Origin of the sequence: Oceanibaculum sp. (genome assembly GCF_022449305.1) — a bacterium.
In the GTDB taxonomy this organism is placed as follows: domain Bacteria; phylum Pseudomonadota; class Alphaproteobacteria; order Oceanibaculales; family Oceanibaculaceae; genus Oceanibaculum; species Oceanibaculum indicum.
The window spans coordinates 14,837-31,565 of sequence record NZ_JAKUSO010000044.1 but is presented as its reverse complement, the minus strand read 5'-3'; the positions used below and the strand labels follow the sequence as shown (position 1 = coordinate 31,565).

The 16,729-nt window shown below is 64.2% G+C and carries 18 protein-coding genes and 1 tRNA gene; 11 read left to right on the top strand and 8 right to left on the bottom strand.

The genetic code is table 11. The features are described 5' to 3' along the window. Positions 1-23: 23 nt before the first annotated feature. From MK313_RS13000 to MK313_RS12990, 3 genes are all read right to left on the bottom strand, one after another. Positions 24-257 (bottom strand): PAS domain-containing protein, encoded by a 234-nt coding sequence (locus tag MK313_RS13000; RefSeq protein ID WP_287782034.1) that lies wholly within the window; start codon positions 255-257, stop codon positions 24-26. Between the two features lie 48 nt (positions 258-305). Beyond that, complete coding sequence (locus MK313_RS12995) at positions 306-1,547, bottom strand: SAM-dependent methyltransferase (protein ID WP_008944019.1); 1,242 nt, start codon at positions 1,545-1,547, stop codon at positions 306-308. Positions 1,548-1,718: 171 nt separating this feature from the next. Beyond that, a complete protein-coding gene (locus MK313_RS12990; protein ID WP_287782032.1) occupies positions 1,719-2,252 on the bottom strand; it encodes a hypothetical protein in 534 nt (177 codons plus the stop codon). 208 nt (positions 2,253-2,460) lie between these two features. On the opposite strand from MK313_RS12990, the gene MK313_RS12985 reads away from it, so the two are divergent. Then, positions 2,461-3,474 (top strand): TAXI family TRAP transporter solute-binding subunit, encoded by a 1,014-nt coding sequence (locus MK313_RS12985; protein WP_287782030.1) that lies wholly within the window; start codon positions 2,461-2,463, stop codon positions 3,472-3,474. A gap of 98 nt (positions 3,475-3,572) precedes the next feature. Further along, on the top strand, positions 3,573-5,726 hold the full coding sequence (locus tag MK313_RS12980) for a TRAP transporter permease (protein ID WP_287782028.1): 2,154 nt from the start codon (positions 3,573-3,575) through the stop codon (positions 5,724-5,726). Between the two features lie 3 nt (positions 5,727-5,729). Here the strand turns inward: MK313_RS12980 and MK313_RS12975 are convergent, their stop codons facing one another. Continuing rightward, a complete protein-coding gene (locus MK313_RS12975; protein ID WP_287782026.1) occupies positions 5,730-6,926 on the bottom strand; it encodes a DUF1207 domain-containing protein in 1,197 nt (398 codons plus the stop codon). Between the two features lie 141 nt (positions 6,927-7,067). Beyond that, the gene (locus MK313_RS12970) at positions 7,068-7,355 is read right to left on the bottom strand and encodes a glycine zipper domain-containing protein (RefSeq protein ID WP_008944024.1); all 288 of its coding nucleotides are present in this window, start codon (positions 7,353-7,355) and stop codon (positions 7,068-7,070) included. Positions 7,356-7,542: 187 nt separating this feature from the next. Here MK313_RS12970 and MK313_RS12965 point away from each other — a divergent pair, with 187 nt between their 5' ends. Beyond that, a complete protein-coding gene (locus tag MK313_RS12965) occupies positions 7,543-8,124 on the top strand; it encodes a hypothetical protein (protein ID WP_287782024.1) in 582 nt (193 codons plus the stop codon). A 45-nt stretch (positions 8,125-8,169) separates the two neighbouring features. On the opposite strand, the gene MK313_RS12960 is transcribed toward MK313_RS12965, so the two are convergent. Then, positions 8,170-8,245: transfer RNA gene (locus MK313_RS12960), tRNA-Ala, on the bottom strand. A gap of 149 nt (positions 8,246-8,394) precedes the next feature. Further along, a complete protein-coding gene (locus tag MK313_RS12955) occupies positions 8,395-8,895 on the bottom strand; it encodes a TIGR02300 family protein (RefSeq protein ID WP_121220858.1) in 501 nt (166 codons plus the stop codon). Between the two features lie 222 nt (positions 8,896-9,117). Here MK313_RS12955 and aroA point away from each other — a divergent pair, with 222 nt between their 5' ends. The 4 genes from aroA to ihfB all read left to right on the top strand — a co-directional run bounded on the left by aroA (position 9,118) and on the right by ihfB (position 13,536). Continuing rightward, positions 9,118-10,473 (top strand): 3-phosphoshikimate 1-carboxyvinyltransferase, encoded by a 1,356-nt coding sequence (gene aroA, locus MK313_RS12950; protein WP_287782021.1) that lies wholly within the window; start codon positions 9,118-9,120, stop codon positions 10,471-10,473. Further along, positions 10,470-11,123, top strand: a complete 654-nt coding sequence (cmk, locus tag MK313_RS12945) for a (d)CMP kinase (protein WP_121220854.1) — start codon at positions 10,470-10,472, stop codon at positions 11,121-11,123. Before aroA ends, cmk begins: the two co-directional genes overlap by 4 nt. A gap of 157 nt (positions 11,124-11,280) precedes the next feature. Beyond that, entirely contained in the window at positions 11,281-13,014 is a 1,734-nt protein-coding gene (gene rpsA / locus MK313_RS12940) for a 30S ribosomal protein S1 (protein WP_287782018.1), read from the top strand. 240 nt (positions 13,015-13,254) lie between these two features. Continuing rightward, positions 13,255-13,536 (top strand): integration host factor subunit beta, encoded by a 282-nt coding sequence (ihfB, locus tag MK313_RS12935; protein WP_008944030.1) that lies wholly within the window; start codon positions 13,255-13,257, stop codon positions 13,534-13,536. Between the two features lie 27 nt (positions 13,537-13,563). Here ihfB and MK313_RS12930 read toward each other — a convergent pair whose 3' ends face one another. Beyond that, a complete protein-coding gene (locus tag MK313_RS12930; protein ID WP_287782016.1) occupies positions 13,564-13,923 on the bottom strand; it encodes a hypothetical protein in 360 nt (119 codons plus the stop codon). 175 nt (positions 13,924-14,098) lie between these two features. On the opposite strand from MK313_RS12930, the gene MK313_RS12925 reads away from it, so the two are divergent. The 4 genes from MK313_RS12925 (at position 14,099) to MK313_RS12910 (ending at position 16,688) form a co-directional block, all read left to right on the top strand. Next, complete coding sequence (locus MK313_RS12925; protein WP_287782014.1) at positions 14,099-14,554, top strand: TerB family tellurite resistance protein; 456 nt, start codon at positions 14,099-14,101, stop codon at positions 14,552-14,554. 68 nt (positions 14,555-14,622) lie between these two features. Continuing rightward, entirely contained in the window at positions 14,623-14,958 is a 336-nt protein-coding gene (gene fdxA / locus MK313_RS12920; RefSeq protein ID WP_287782012.1) for a ferredoxin FdxA, read from the top strand. 298 nt (positions 14,959-15,256) lie between these two features. Further along, positions 15,257-15,754 carry a CarD family transcriptional regulator gene (locus tag MK313_RS12915; protein ID WP_008944034.1) on the top strand — a complete coding sequence of 166 codons (498 nt, stop codon included), beginning with the start codon at positions 15,257-15,259 and terminating at the stop codon, positions 15,752-15,754. Positions 15,755-15,887: 133 nt separating this feature from the next. After that, complete coding sequence (locus MK313_RS12910) at positions 15,888-16,688, top strand: hypothetical protein (RefSeq protein WP_287782010.1); 801 nt, start codon at positions 15,888-15,890, stop codon at positions 16,686-16,688. The last annotated feature ends 41 nt before the right edge of the window (positions 16,689-16,729 follow it).

The following is a 16,729-nucleotide window of genomic DNA, read 5'->3' as shown; positions in this document are numbered from 1 at the left end:
GGCGAAAGGCCGGGCTCCTGGATTTAGCGCCCGGGGAGGTCCGCGCCCCGGTTGGCGCAGACCTCGGTGCCGTAGAGGCGGAACCGGTAGCGGTTCCGCTCGCCTCTTTCCACATCTATCAGGATCAGGTTCGGCAGCAGGCCTGGAATTTCGACCGGGTCGATGTCAGTGCGGGCCGGCATGAGGCGGTTGCCGCGCTTGCCTTCCCAGTAGTCGTATAATTGCCGCAACCGCTCATGCTGTATGGCCTCCCGCACGACTGCCCCTTCTTTTCTGGCCTGATTTTTCTGGCCGGGGCTGCCGATTCAGGAGATGCGCATCCTCTGCTCCGGTCGCCGGCCGGCTTCGTTTGCCGCCTCGAATTCGTGGATATAGTCGCGCGTAATCGGCAAGGCATCCATCGATTTTGCGAGCTGAATCTGGAAGACCATCAGTTCCTTGCGCCGGAAGCCCAGCTCGCAGGCGGTGAGATAGAAATCCCACATGCGGCAGAAGCGCTCGTCATAGATTTCGCGCACCTTGTCGAGGTTGCCGTAGAAATTGCGGCGCCAGGCCAGCAGCGTCTCGGCATAATGCAGCCGCAGGACCTCGATATCGGTGATCAGCAGGTTGCATTCCTCGATTGGCCCGGTGATCTCCGAGATCGTCGGGATATAGGAGCCGGGGAAGATATATTTGCGCATCCAGGCATTCACCGGGCCCGGCTGGTCGAAGCGCCCGATGGAATGGACGACGGCCACCCCGTCCTCGGCCAGCAGTTCCTTCACCTTGGAGAAGAAGGCGCGGTAATGGTGCTTTCCGACATGCTCCAGCATGCCGACAGAGACGATGCGGTCGTAGGTTCCTGTCTCGTTGCGGTAGTCGCGCAGATGGAAGCCGACCCGGTCCGACAGCCCCTTGTCGCTGGCGCGCTGGTTGGAAACCTTGTGCTGTTCCTCCGACAGGGTGATGCCGGTGACCGATACCTTCGCCGCTTCGGCCAGCGTCAACCCCAGCCCGCCCCAGCCGGACCCGATGTCCAGCACCTTCTGGCCGGGCTGCAGCGAGAGCTTTGCCGCCAGATGCAGCTTCTTGCGGCGCTGCGCTGTTTCCAGATCGTCGGATGGATGGGCGAAATAGGCGCAGGAATATTGCTGGTCACTGTCCAGGAACAGGCTGAACAGCCTTCCATCCAGGTCGTAGTGATGCGCAACCCGCTGCTTTGCCCGCGGGATCGGGTTGTAGTCAGCGAAGCGGGCCAGGAAATTGCGGATGCGCGACAGCCAGCGCAGCACCCCGTCATCATAGGCGAGTCGCAGATTCTGCACGCCGATATCGACGAAGTCGTAGAGCGTGCCTTCCTCAATGACCAGCTTGCCGTCCATATAGGCTTCGCCGACCGCGAGTTGCGGGGCCAGCATCACCTTCCAGTGCATATGCGGGTCGGTGATCCGGATGGTGACCTTCGGTGCATCCGTGGCCTTGTAGCGGCGGGTGCGTCCCTTGGCGTCGATGATCGTCAGGTCACCGACCTTGATTAGCCTCTCGAAGAGTGTGTTTGCCAGCATCGTTCGTGATCCTCACGTCAGCTTCTGGCTCATCCCTTCTATAAAGCGTAATAGACGCCCTTAAGGTTCCGCAAGTCTGGACAAGGCAACTCTTATGCAAGGCCGGTATTCATTTCCGGCCATGCATGGATGGGGCGGGCAAGTGGTGGTGGAAGTGTCCGCAGCCAGCCACTAATGCTTGGGGATGTCTAGCGGTTCGAAATTCCGCATTGGCGGCGTGCGGCGGACGATTTCCTCCAGCACGGCCTCCACCGCCTTCACGTCACGCTCCAGGCGGGCGTCGGGCTTCCGGTCCGGAGACTTCTCCGCATCGCGCTCCAGCAATTCGCCCAGAAGCTGGCGGTCCTCGTCGCAACGCTCGTGTCCGCCGAGATAAATGAGGTCGCGGCGCAGCATCAGCCCGTAGAAGGCATGCGCAACCTCCATGGCAGCCCGGCTGACGCGGCGCTCCAGCCCGTCGATATGCTCCACCAGATGGCCGCGTTCGGTTGCCGACATCTGCAAATTGACCAGTTTGCTGCGCGTGAAGGCGGCCAGCACGAGGAAGGATTTCACCTCCTCGAAGAAGCCGCGATAGCGCGTGAAGGAATAGCGCGACACCTGCCGACGGGTGGCGGCGCAGCGGCGCAGCATCGCCTTCGCCTCCTGCTCGAAGGATTGCAGCAGTTCGACCGTCATCTGCTGTTCGGGGCTGGGTTTGGCCATTAGAGCGCTCGCATATTGGGCCATCCGATATATACTGCCCCGACCTGAAACCAACAGGACCCGTTTGACAGGATGGCGGAGCGCTTTAGATAAGGGGAATCGAAACAACCCGCAACTTTATCCGTGCGGCCCGGGCAACCGGGATGATCGGTAAGGCTGTAAGGGCGTTCCCATCCGGAACGGCATAAACAACAGGAGGCAACGTTTCATGAAGATCGGTTTGAAGACCCTGGCTGCGGTCGCGGCACTCGCGACCGTCACGGCTGCCCTGCCCGCTAAGGCGCAGGATGCCCGCTCCTACGTTCTCGCCACCGCGACCACGGGCGGCACCTACTATCCGGTTGGTGTGGCGCTGGCCACGCTGGTGAAGGTGAAGCTGGAGCCGAAGATGAAGATCGGCCTGTCGGCGATCAGCTCCGCCGGCTCGGGCGAGAATGTGAAGATGTTGCGCGAAAAGCAGGCCGACTTTGCCATTCTGCAGGGCCTGTTCGGGCTGTATGCGAAGGAAGGCAGCGGTTCCATCGCGCAGGACGGCCCGCAGAAGAACATCCGCTCCATCACCATGCTGTGGCCGAATGTCGAGCATTATGTGCTGGCGGCGTCCGAGGTGAAGACCGGCACGGCGGCCGACCTGATGGGGCTGAAGGGCAAGAAGTTCTCGATCGGCGCGCGCAACAGCGGCACCGAGCATTCCAACCGCTTCATCCTGAAGAATCTGGGTATCGACCCGGAGAGCCTTGACCTGGTGTTCCAGGGCTATGGCCCGACCGCCGATTCGCTGCAGAACGGTGCCATCGTCGGCGCCGGCATCCCGGGCGGCCCGCCGGTGTCCGTCATCACCCGCATCGCCGCCCAGATGGGCGACAAGGTGAAGGTGCTGCAGTTCACCGACGAGGAGGTCAAGAAGGCGGATGCCGGTACCGGCCTCTACTACAAGTACACGATTCCGGCCGGCACCTACCCGGACCAGGACAAGGCCTGGACGACCATCGCCCAGCCGAACTTCCTGGGTGTGAATGACAGCGTTCCGGAAGCGGATGTCTATGAGATCACCAAGACGATCTATGAGAACCTGCCGTTCCTGAACAACATCCACGCGGCGACCAAGGCGATGTCGCTGGAAGAGGCCATGTCGGGCCTGCCGATGCCGCTGCATCCGGGTGCCGCGCGCTTCTACAAGGAAAAGGGGCTGACCGTTCCGGCGTCGCTGATGGCGAACTGATCCGGTCACACTGCCTTTGATGGTTACCGGCGCGGGGCGAGCGATCGTCCTGCGCCGGGCCATTTCCTGTCCTTGTCCTCCAGCAGCGGATTCCTGCCTTGAGCGAAGCCCGTCCCCAGTCCAGCCAGGCGCCCTCCGCCGACGAAAATGCCGGCGAGGTGCATTCCGCGCCCGAATTGCGGCCCGCCGATTCGCTGCCCGGCAAGGCGGCCTTCTGGGTCGGCATCGCGCTGGCGCTTGTGCATATCTGGATCAACACGCTCGGCACGATTTCCGAACTCTGGGCGTCCGTGCTGCATTTCGGCGGCTTCGGTCTGCTCTGCGCGCTGCTCTATCCGGCCTGGCAGGCGAAATCCGGGGCTGGCCGCCGCATGGTGCTGGCGCTCGATGTGCTGCTTGGCCTCGCGGCACTGTCGCTGTTTGCCTATCTGGTGTTGGGCGAGCCGACCTTCTACGCCCGCAACGGCGCCTTCTTCTGGTATGACTGGGTCTTCACGGCGATTGCGGTGCTGCTGGCCATCGAATTCACCCGGCGCACCACCGGCCTGATCATTCCCATCCTGATCATCCTTGCCTTCACCTATGTGACGCTGTGGGGCAACTGGTTCACCGGGGTGCTGTCCTTCAGCGGGCTCGGCTACGAGACGATGCTGTTCCGCAGCTTCTATTCCGATGACGGGATGTTCGGCGTCATCGCCACCATCTCCTACAGCTTCGTCTTCATGTTCATCCTGTTCGGCGCCTTCCTGGTGCGCTCGGGTGCAGGCGACTTCATCATCGATTTCGCGCGCGCGGTCGCCGGCAAGCTGATCGGCGGGCCCGGCTTCGTCGCTGTCATCGGCTCGGCGCTGATGGGCACGATCTCCGGATCGGCGGTTGCCAACACCGTCTCCACCGGCGTTATAACCATTCCGTTGATGAAGCGCGCCGGCTTTCCCGCAAAGTTCGCCGCCGGCGTCGAGGCGACGGCCTCGACGGGCGGCATGCTGATGCCGCCGATCATGGGGGCGGGCGCCTTCGTGATGGCCAGCTACACGCAGATTTCCTATCTCACCATCGCCGCCGTCTCGCTGCTGCCGGCGCTGCTCTATTTCTTCGGTGTCGCCTGTTTCGTGCGGGTCGAGGCGAAGAAGCAGAACATGACGACGACGGACACCGATGCGCCGCGCATTATGGAGGTGATGAAGCGCGGGGTGACCTTCTTCATCCCCATCGGCCTTTTGATCTACATGCTGATCGACGGCTTCACCCCGACCTATGCCGCCGGCTACGCCATTCTGGCCACCATCGTTGCCTCCTGGTTCACCAAGACCCATCGCATGGGACCGAAGGAGATCCTGGAGGCGCTGGCGACCGGCTCGCGCAACATGATCATGACGGCGGTGCTGCTGGTCTCCATCGGCATCGTGGTGAATGCGGTAACGCTGACCGGCATCGGCAACACCTTCTCGCTGATGATCAGCAACTGGGCGGGCGGCAATATCCTGATCGCGCTGGTGCTGATCGCGCTGGCCAGCCTGGTACTTGGCATGGGGCTGCCGGTGACGGCCTCCTACATCGTGCTGGCGACTTTGTCCGCGCCGGCGCTGTCCGACATGATCGTGCAGAGCGAGCTGGTGAATGCCTTCGTCGCCGGCAATGTGCCGGATGCCGCCAAGGCGATCTTCATGCTGGTGGCGCCGGACAAGCTCGACCTGCTGAACGGCCCGATGAGCAAGGATGCCGCCGAGGCGCTGGTTGCCGCCATCCCGCCGGAGATGATGGGCACGGTGAAGGAATCGACGCTGACGCCGGCCATCCTGACCACGGCGCTGCTGTCGGCGCACATGATCATCTACTGGCTGAGCCTCGATTCGAACGTGACGCCACCGGTCTGCCTGACCGCCTTCGCCGCCGCTGCCATCGCCAAGAGCCCGCCGATGGCCACCGGCTTTACTGCCTGGAAGGTGGCCAAGACGCTGTACATCGTGCCGGTGCTGTTCGCCTATACGCCGTTCCTGAATGGCGATCCCATCCTGGCGCTGGAAATCTTCGGCTTCGCGCTGATCGGCATCTATGCGCTGATCGGCGCCATGGAGGGCTATCTGGAGGCGCCGGTCTCCTGGCCGATGCGCGCCGTGCTGTTCGCCATCGGCGTGACCATCCTGTGGCCCAACGACTGGACGGTGAACTTCATCGGCACCGGGCTGTTCCTGGCCTTCTTCGCCTGGAACCTGCGGTCGGACCGCAGGCTGAAGGCGGCGCAGGCGTAAGGATCAGTAGAAGATGTGCAGGCCGATGCCGGCATAGTCGAGCCGGCGGTCGTAGAACTGCCCGTTCGGGTTGCGGCCGCTGTAATATTCCAGCAGCAGCATGACGCGTCGTCCGCCGACCACCGGGTTGGTGAATTCGATGCCGCCACGCAGCGACAGGTCGGTGGACCAGTCATTCTCCTCGCGGTTATGCAGGTCGGCGGCGAAGACCGGGCGGGCCAGCCCCTCGAAGAAGGTGACGTCCGGCGTGATCTCCACGCCGTACTGCGCCGACCAGGGCTTCAGGTCCGACGGCTCCTTGTGGAACAGGAAGCCGCCGCCGCCATAGACCCGGTAAGTGTCGTCGAACTCGTAGGACAGCAGCAGGTCCACCGCCTCATAGCTGAGATTGACCCGGTTGTTCTGGTTCACATCCTCGCGCAGCAGATATTCGTCGCCCAGATGCGAGCTCTGGTGATAGAGCCGCGCCATGGCGGAGAAATTGTCGTGGCGGTAAGTCACCGGGATGCCGACCCAGTAATCCGCGTTGATCAGATCCTTCGATTCGGAATCGAGGTCGAACAGCGCGAACACGCCGGCCTGGAAGCCCAGCTCCCAGTTGCCGCCATCGCCGGTCGGGCCGCGCAGCAGGCTGAAGGTCTCGCCGAAGCTGGTCGACCCAGCATGCGTCACGTCCTGATCATTGTCGTAATACTGGTAGGAGGCGGAGAAATGCGCCCAGCGCGGATCGGCCAGCAGCGCGTCGAACAGCGGCTTGCCGGGCGGCAGGGCCACCGTCTTTTCCGCCGAGGTTGCGCGCGGCGAGACCGGCGTGCCTTCCGCCGCAGGGCGCGACTGTGCAGCCCCACTGGCAATGGCCGGTGTCGGAGCCTGGGCCTCGGCCTGGCCAGCCTCCGTGACGCGGACCGCGCGCACGCCCTTCAGCTTCTCGATGGCGCGGACGATCTCCGCGCTCGACTTGCCGGCGATGGCCTCGCGGCGCAACGTCACCACGCCGTCCTGTACGCTTACCGCCTCGGCGGGCAAGGCAAAGTCGCGTTCCAGCACCGCCGAGACATAGCCTGCCAGGAACACATCCTGGCGGGCCGGCAGGTCGGTCTGTGCCACTGCCGGCAGCGCTGGGCCGAGGAGGGCCGCCGCGCCGAGCAGGCCGGAGAGGAGGAGGGGGCGGAAGAGCTTGCGGTCGGCGGGTGGATGCATGGAGCGCTCCATCACTAGGATTCAGAGGTCACGCAAGAAGGGCCGGCGCGGGGCCGACCCTTCGCGTCGAAGTCCTGTCCGCCGAGGCAGGGGGGATGGGGGGAGGCGGACGCTTCGACCAAGTGTAAACCTGTGCGGCGGTTAATCCACCTTCACATCGTCATCATCGGTCAGCGCACCGGCCGCGGCACCGCCGGCACCACCGATTACAGCGCCGGTCACCCAGCTGCCGGTCATCAGGCCGATGGCACCGCCAGCTGCGGCACCCATGGCGCCGCCTGACAGCGCGCGCTGTTCCTGCTTGTTCATGCTGGAACAGGCCGACAGGGCCACCAGCGCCAGCGCCGCCATGGTGCCGGCAAGGGTCCGCCGCACCGCCGTGCCGCGCGTGGGTTCAGTCTTCTCGGTCCGAATGGGGGTCATGCTCATATCACCCTCCTCCTGTGAACTGGGGCCCACGCGATAGGTCCTCGAATGCGGGGGCGTCAGGAATGAAACGCGATGGTGGCGCGACGGTTCCCGAAAACTTCACACGGTCTGTCACGGGGGGGCTCTATCGCGGCGTATCGCAAGCCGCTAAAGTTCCTGCCAAACGCGCAGCTCCAGGGAGGAAATCATGGCCGCCACCGATCCCAACCGCGTCATCCTGACCGGTGAGAATCCCTTCATCCGCCTCAGCCACAAGGATGGCGATCCGAACAGCACGGATGCCAGCTTCTGGCGTCTCTATTTCAGCCCGATGGGGCCGGGGCATGTGCTCTATCTGAAGAGCGAGCTGACCGAGGACCGCTGGGAAATCTATTCCGACAATATCGCGCTGGCGCGCTGGCTGCAGGATACCGTGCAGGGCATGCTTAACGCGGAGCTGAAGGACAAGTCCATCCCGGTGCAGGAGGCGGAGTTCGCGAAGCCGGAGGGCAATCCGCATCATTTCTGGACCGAGCGCGTGCTGAGTGCCGATGGCGAGATCGCGCTGACCTGGTACGAGACCGGCGATCCGCTGCTGATCCATACCCAGCCGAACGAGGTGCCGGGCCGGCAGTATGGCCTGTCCACCATCCTGATGCCTGCGCTGGGCGCCCGGCTGGCCCTGAACGGGATGGAGGCCTCGGGCCGACCCTGGCCGCGCGAGCGCGACGGGCGGCCGTTCAGCACCTGCGCGCTGGCCTTCTCCGAAAGCTGGACGGAGCCGCGCTGAACATAAGGAAAAGGGCCGGAGATATGCTCTCCGGCCCTTTCTAATTGGTGGAGCCAAGCGGGATCGAACCGCTGACCTCTACAATGCCATTGTAGCGCTCTCCCAGCTGAGCTATGGCCCCTCAAGGTGCGCCGGCGGCTGGGGCCGTCCGGCGCAGGCGGAAGTGTTTAAGCCCTTCGTGGCGACAACGCAAGCCTGAGTTTGCGATTTTTTTTCGCCCTTCTCAGGCTTGCCCTGCCGGCAGGGGTGGCCCCCCGCCAGAAGACCTGCTCAGCGGTCCCGCGACTCCTCGTCTTCGTCGTCGTCGCTCTCCTCATCGGACTCGTCGAGGCTGTCATCCTCATCCTCATCCACGAGCAGCGCTTCGTCCTCATCATCATCGTCAAGGTCGAGGTCGATATCCTCGTCCTCATCCTCGTCGTCGCTGGCCACCCGCTTCGGGCCGGTCACCACGACATCGTCGAGGGTGTCGTCGGCATCCTCTTCCTCGGCCAGGACGTCGTCATCATCCACATCCTCGACATCCTCGATGTCCTCGATGTCTTCCAGCGCGTCCGTATCCTCGTCCTTCACCGGGCGTACCTTCGCCTTGGCCTTCGCCGGCACCGGCTTGGCGTCGGCGACGGTGCGGACCTTGCGGCTCTTCAGCGCGGTCTCGAAATCGAAGGTGGTGCCGCATTTCGGGCACACGATCGGATCGCGCTTCAGGTCGTAGAATTTCGCGCCGCAACTATGACAGGTGCGCTTAACGCCCCATTCGGGTTTGACCACGTGCCCCTCCGGTATCGTGAGCAGAAAATTCGCGTGCGACTTGCCACGGCGGGCAAGCCAAGTCAAAGCGAAATTGATGCGGCAGACGCGCGCGTCGTGCAAGTGCAAGATCGTCCATGGCATGCAGGCGGGCTTGCGGGGTTGGGCGCGCGGGCGGGAATATGCTAGAGACACGCAAAATGTGAGCGCACCCGGCGCGCCGCCCTTTCCAGGAGGTTTCCCTTGCATCCGCTTGTGCATCCGCTCGTCTCCCGCCGTGCCGAAGCGCTTCGCGGCGCCGTTACCGCCCCCGGCGACAAGTCGATCTCGCACCGCGCGCTGATGTTCGGCGGGCTTGCCATCGGCGAGACGGCGATCCACGGCCTGCTGGAAGGCGAGGATGTGCTGAACACGGCGACGGCGATGCGCGCCTATGGCGCTGTCGTGTGGCGCGATGAGGAGGGCGTGTGGCGCGTCTCCGGCGTTGGCGTCGGCGGTCTCGCCGAGCCGGAGGACATGCTCGACCTTGGCAATTCTGGCACCGGCGCGCGGCTGCTGATGGGGCTGGCGGCCGGGCACCCGATCACCAGCTTCTTCACCGGCGATGCGTCGCTGCGCCGCCGCCCGATGGCGCGCGTGATGAAGCCGCTGGGCGATATGGGTGCCCGTTTCGTCTCCCGCGAGGGCGGGCGGCTGCCGCTGGCGGTCACCGGCGCGCGCCACCCGCTGCCCCTCGACTACACGCTGCCGGTCGCCTCGGCGCAGGTGAAGTCGGCGATCCTGCTGGCAGGGCTGACCGCGCCGGGGGAGACCATCGTGGTCGAGCCGGAGCCGACCCGCGACCATTCAGAGCGCATGCTGCGCCATTTCGGGGCGACCGTGCGGGTCGAGGACCGTGCGGACGGCACCCGCGCGGTGACGCTGACCGGCCAGCCGGAACTGGCGGCGGCGACCGTCCGTGTGCCGGGCGATCCCTCTTCGGCGGCTTTTCCGGCGGTGGCGGCGTTGCTGGTGCCGGGGTCCGAGGTGCGGATATCCAATGTCGGTGCCAACCCGTTGCGCTTTGGCCTGTTCGAGACGCTGCTGGAGATGGGGGCCGACATCGCGCTGGAGAACCGGCGCGAGGAAGCCGGCGAGCCGGTGGTCGATCTGCTGGTCCGCGCCGGCGCGCTGAAGGGTGTGGTCGTGCCGCCGCGCCGCGCGCCCAGCATGATCGACGAATATCCGATCCTGGCTATGGCGGCGGCCTGCGCCGAGGGCCCGACGGTGATGGAAGGGCTGGCGGAGCTGCGCGTCAAGGAAAGCGACCGGCTGGGCGCTGTCGCGCGCGGGCTGGCCGCCTGCGGCGTCGAGGTCGAAGAAGGGCCGGACCGGCTGGTGGTGCATGGCAAGGGCCGGCCGCCACTGGGCGGGGCGATGATCGCGGCCAATCTGGACCACCGCATCGCCATGGCCTTCGCCGTGCTGGGTATGGTCAGCGAGAAGCCGGTATCGATCGACGATGGCGAGCCGATCGCCACGAGCTTTCCCGGCTTCGTGCCGATGATGAACAGGCTGGGTGCCGATATCGCGGAACAGCCAGCGGGCGCGTCCGCATGATCATCGCGGTCGATGGGCCCGCCGCGTCCGGCAAGGGCACCATCGCGCGGCGTATCGCGCGGGAACTGGATTTCGCCTATCTCGATACCGGGCTGCTCTATCGCGGCGTCGGCGTGATGGTGCTGGACAGCGGCGAAAATCCGGAAGATCCGGCGGCCGCGACGCGGGCGGCGGAATCCTTCGACCCGGCACTGATGGCAGACCCGCGCCTGCGCGGCGACGAGGCGGCGGTTGCGGCCTCCAAAGTGGCGGCAATTCCTGGCGTGCGCGCCGCCATGCTGGAGTTCCAGCGTGGCTTCGGACGCACCCCGCCGGACGGCAAGAAGGGGGCGGTATTGGACGGGCGCGACATCGGCACGGCGATCTTTCCCGATGCCGATGTGAAGCTGTTCATCACCGCCGCCGTCGAGGTGCGTGCCGAACGCCGGCATAAGGAGTTGCTTGAGCGCGGGAGTCCTTCTATATATGCGCGCGTTCTGCAGGACATGCAGGAGCGGGACCAGCGCGACCGTTCGCGGTCGACAGCCCCGATGGCAATCGCAGCCGATGCGGTTGTCATCGACACCTCGGCGCTCGACGTCGAGGCGGCCTTCCAGGCGGCGATGGACCCGATCCGAAAAAAGCAAGACCGGCAGAACCCCGTCCGTTGATCGCCGGCCTGGCCGCTGGCGCAAGACACGGACACCCGTCCTGGGCCTCCGAGAGCGAGGCAGGGCGGTTGCCCGCCGGCACCATCCAGCGGCCCCGGAAATCCCAAACGCATCCGGGGGCGCCGCACGGCAGGGCACATGGAAGGAGACTATCTACATGGCCACACAGACCGCAACGGACACCTCGTCCGCCAAGGAAAGCTTTGCCGCACTGCTTGAGGAGTCGCTCGGCTCCGGTGACGGTCTCGAAGGGACCGTTGTCAAAGGCAGGGTGGTTTCCATCGAGGGCGACTTCGCCCTCATCGACGTCGGCCTGAAGTCCGAAGGTCGCGTCCAGCTGAAGGAATTCGCCACCCCCGGCCAGAAGCCCGAAATCCAGCCGGGTGACACGGTCGAGGTCTATCTCGAGCGGATGGAAGACAAGAACGGCGAGGCGATGCTGAGCCGCGAGAAGGCCCGCCGGGAGGAATCCTGGGTCCTGCTCGAAAAGTCCTTCGAGGACAATCAGAAGGTCACCGGCGTGATCTTCGGCCGCGTGAAGGGTGGCTTCACGGTTGACCTGTCGGGGGCCGTGGCCTTCCTGCCGGGCAGCCAGGTGGACATCCGCCCGGTGCGGGACATCGGCCCGCTGATGGGCACTCCGCAGCCCTTCCAGATCCTGAAGATGGACCGCCGCCGCGGTAACATCGTCGTGTCGCGCCGCGCCGTGCTCGAGGAGAGCCGTGCGGAGGCCCGTTCGGAACTGGTCGCCTCGCTGAAGGAAGGCCAGGTGCTGAACGGTGTCGTGAAGAACATCACCGATTACGGCGCCTTCGTCGATCTGGGCGGCGTCGATGGCCTGCTGCACGTCACCGACATCGCGTGGCGCCGCATCAACCATCCGTCCGAGGCGCTGCAGATCGGCCAGACCGTCAAGGTCCAGGTCATCCGCTTCAACCCGGACACCCAGCGCATCAGCCTCGGCATGAAGCAGCTGGAAGCCGATCCGTGGGAAGGCGTGGATGCCAAGTACCCGGTTTCGGCCCGCTTCAGCGGCCGTGTCACCAACATCACCGACTACGGCGCCTTCGTGGAGCTGGAGCCGGGGATCGAAGGTCTGGTGCACGTCTCCGAGATGAGCTGGACCAAGAAGAACGTCCATCCGGGCAAGATCGTCTCCACCTCGCAGGAAGTGGATGTGGTCGTGCTGGACGTCGATCCGGTCAAGCGCCGCATCTCGCTGGGCCTGAAGCAGACCCTGGCGAACCCGTGGGAAGAGTTTGCGGCCAAGTTCCCACCGCAGACCGAGGTCGAGGGCGAGGTCAAGAACATCACCGAGTTCGGTGTGTTCATTGGCCTGCCGGGCGACATCGACGGCATGGTGCACTTCTCGGACCTGGACTGGCAGCGCCCTGGCGAAGAAGCCGTCAAGGACTACAAGAAGGGCGACATCGTGAAGGCCAACGTGCTGGAAGTCGATGTCGAGAAGGAGCGTATCTCGCTGGGCATCAAGCAGCTCACCGAGGACAGCTTCGCCAAGGCGACCTCCGCCGCCCCGGCTGCCGGTGGCGTGCGCAAGGGTTCCGTGGTGACCGCGACCGTGACCAAGGTCGAGGACAACGGCATCGAGGTCGAGGTGAATGGGGCCATCGGCTTCATCCGCCGTGCCGACCTGTCGCGTGACCGTTCCGAGCAGCGCCCGGACCGTTTCGCCATCGGCGAGAAGGTTGATGCCAAGATCACCAACGTCGACGCCAAGACCCGGCGCATGACGCTGTCGATCAAGGCCCGCGAGATCGACGAGGACAAGCAGGTGATGGCGGAATTCGGCTCGTCCGATTCCGGCGCCAGCCTGGGCGATATCCTCGGCCCGGCACTCGCGCGCGGCGGCGAGGCGGAAGACAAGAAGTAAGCCTTCCCCTCGGCTGCAACCGATCAGGAACGCCCGGGCCTTCGCGCCCGGGCGTTTCCGTTTGTGGATATATTTGAAAAATCCTTTGATCCGAACGGTTTACTTGACGTGCCCTGGTGAATCTGCCACCGTGCATTAAGGAAAACGGCGGAAATGCGCCTAAAATACCGATGATGACGGTGCCAAAGGCGCCGCTGTCGCGGGGGCAAGACGGCAAAACGGCTAACAGGGGACGCTGCGATGACCAAGTCGGAACTGATCGCGCGGTTAGCGGAACAGAACCCGCATCTCTATCAGCGGGATGTCGAGCGTATCGTCTCGACCATCTTCGACGAGATCACCGCCGCCCTGGCGCGCGGCGACCGGGTCGAGCTTCGGGGGTTCGGGGCTTTTTCCGTGAAGAAGCGCGATGCCCGCGTCGGGCGCAACCCGCGCACCGGCGACGCGGTGAAGGTGGATGCCAAGCACATCCCCTTCTTCAAGACCGGCAAGCAGCTGCGCGAACGCCTGAACGCAGACTGACCAACGCCGATTAACAGTAGGCCGGGTTCAGGCCTTGGGCTTGCGGGCGTAGTAGCGCAGCAGCTTTTCCTTGTGATTGGGCGGCATCATCAGCCATCGCGCCGCCAGCCCTTTATCGTCGATCCGTGTCACCAGCACGATGCCGTTCAGGCGCAGCACGCCATCGGGCGCCTGGATGTCCCGGATCACGGCCTCTACTTTCGCCTTCTGGTTCACGATCAGCCCGCCGCGATAGGGGTGGATCAGCAACCCGTCCGGCGACCAGTCATGCAGCGGATAGTCACGGCCGTCGATGCGGACATAGGCATCGCCCTTCGGCCGCAGCCTGACATGGCGTCGGCGGTCACGGCTATGGGTCGCGGTATAGAGGAGGTTCTTCAGCGACATTGGCGGCATTTCGTTAGAGGCGATATGCCGCGATCCTGCGCCCATAAGGTGAAGGATCGGTTAATAAGCATAAAATCCAATCTATTTTCATGTGCTGATTTACCGCATGGCTGGGCGGCAAAGGCGCATTCCGTGAAGGGTTGTTGGCGCGGGGTCGCTGTGCTACGGGAACGCCATGCTGAAGAAGATTAAAGAGCTTTTCGCGCCGAAGGCGGAGGGCGCGAAGGATAGTCCCGTGCGGGATCGCCTGCATATGGCCGCGGCGGCGCTTCTGGTTGAAGCGGCGGCGACCGATGCGGAATATGGTGCCGAGGAGCGCGAGACGATCGAGCGGCTGTGCCGCGAGCGGTTTTCGCTGAGCGCGGGCGATGCGGCCGCTCTGGTGCGGGAGGCCGAATCGGAGATCGAGAGCAATCACGAACTCTATGGCTTTACCCGCGCGGTGCGGGAGACGGTGCCGCCGGAAGAACGGGTGGCCATCGTCGAGATGCTGTGGGAGGTCGTCTATGCGGATGGCCATCTGCACGAATACGAGGCGAACCTGCTGCGGCGCATCTGCGGCCTGATTTATGTGACCGATCAGGACAGCGGGGCCGCGCGCAAGCGGGTGATGGAGAAGCTGGGGCTTTAGGGGCCTGCCGGGCCTGCCATTCCTGGCTGGTTCGAGACTTATCGTGACGTTGGTAGGTGGAGCGGACGATGACCTACGTGGTGACCGAGGCGTGCATCAAGTGCAAGTACATGGATTGCGTGGAAGTGTGTCCGGTGGACTGCTTCTACGAAGGCGAGACCATGCTGGTCATCCATCCGGACGAGTGCATCGACTGCGGCGTGTGCGAGCCGGAATGCCCGCCTGAGGCCATCATCCCGGACACCGAGGGCGAGGCCGACCGCTGGGCCGAGCTCAACCGCGACTATGCCGAGAAATGGCCGAACATCACCCGCAAGGGCGAACCGCCGGCCGATGCGGAGGATTATCGCGGCATGCCGGGCAAGTTTGAGAAATTCTTTTCCGACAGGCCGGGCAAGGGCTGAGCGGGCGCTCAAGTCCGAATCTATTTGATTCCGCTTGGATTCTTTGCTGCGCGCCAGTTCGGCGCGGGCTTTGTCGTGCATGATGCCCTGCTGATGCATGGGCGGAATGCGTGAGGAAGCTACCCTTATAAACCAAATTATGTTACGTTTTGTTGGTGGTGAGGGGTGTTTCGCCTGTCACGCTGCCGATTTCCCATCTTCGGCCCCTAAGGGCTGCGCGGATAGCGCCATTTCCGGATGGCGACAGGGCGGCGTCTTCTGTTTTCGGCGAACGGCTAAGAAAGGTCAGTTGGCTAAAATGTCAAAAAAGATCGAGTTCTCCACCGGCGAATTCGTGGTGTATCCGTCGCATGGCGTCGGCCAGATCGTCGGTCGCGAGACCCAGACGATCGCCGGTCACGAATTGCAGGTTTTCGTCATCGATTTCGAGAAGGACCGCATGACCCTGCGCGTGCCTGTCGCGAAGGCCGGTACGTCGGGTCTGCGGCCGCTCAGCAGCAAGAAGCAGATGCAGACTGCGTTGGCCAAGCTAAAGGGCCGCAGCCGCGCACGCCGCACCATGTGGAGCCGGCGCGCCCAGGAATATGAGGCCAAGATCAATTCCGGCGACCCGGCTTCCATCGCCGAAGTGGTGCGCGATCTGCACCGCAACGCCTCGCAGCCGGACCAGTCCTACAGCGAGCGGCAGATGTACCAGGCCGCCCTCGACCGGCTGGCCCGTGAGTTTGCGGCGATCGAGAGCATCGATCCGGAAGCGGCGGCCCAGCGTCTCGAAGAGATGATGAGCGCGGCCTGATCGTAACAGATTGTAAAAAAAGAGAGGTGCCCGGCGGAGTTAATCGCCGCGGCGCCTCTTTTCTTTTTACCGGTTCTGCGTCACCGTCTGCGGCGACGGAACAAAGTAGCTGCCAGGACGATTCCAAGAGAGCATGAGCGATCGCGACAAGTTTGCCGTACTCCGCGGAGGCGGACGGGTCTGGGCCATAGGCGCCATCCATGGCGATGCCGAACGGCTGTCGCGCCTGCATGACGCGCTGGCGGCCCGGCTGGAGCCATCCGACTGCCTCGTCTATCTCGGCAACTTCATGGGGCGCGGCGCGCAGATCGTCGAAACCATCGATGAATTGCTGCGCTTCCGCATCGCCTTCCTCGCCCGTCCTTACAGCTTTGCCGAGGACATCGCCTTCCTGCGCGGCAATCAGGAGGAGATGTGGGACAAGCTGCTACAGCTTCAGTTCGCGCCGAACCCGCCTGAAGTGCTGGCATGGATGCTGCGCCAGGGGCTGCAGGGCACCATGACGGCCTATGGCAGTACGGCCGAGGAAGCGCTGGGCATCGCCCGTCAGGGCGCAGTGGCGATCTCACGCTGGACCGGGCAGCTGAGGTCCGCGATGCAGGCCCGTCCGGGGCACATGCAGCTTCTCAACGGTCTGAAGCGCGCGGCCTATACCGACGATGGCGGTCTTTTGTTCGTGAATGCCGGCATCGATCCCGAACGACCGCTGACCGCGCAGAGCGACAGCTTCTGGTGGGGCGGCGGCAGTTTCGGGCGGATATCCGCCCCCTATGGCGGCTTCGCCAAGGTGATTCGCGGCTTCGATCCCTCGCATGGCGGCGTCGCTGACACACCCTATACGGCCACCATCGATGCCGGCTGCGGCTATGAGGGCGGACTGGTTGCGGCCTGCTTCGCCCCCGATGGCAGCGTGCTGGACTGGATCGAAAGCTGATCCGATCACTGCCCTGTGATCCATCCCTTTTGTCATTGCGT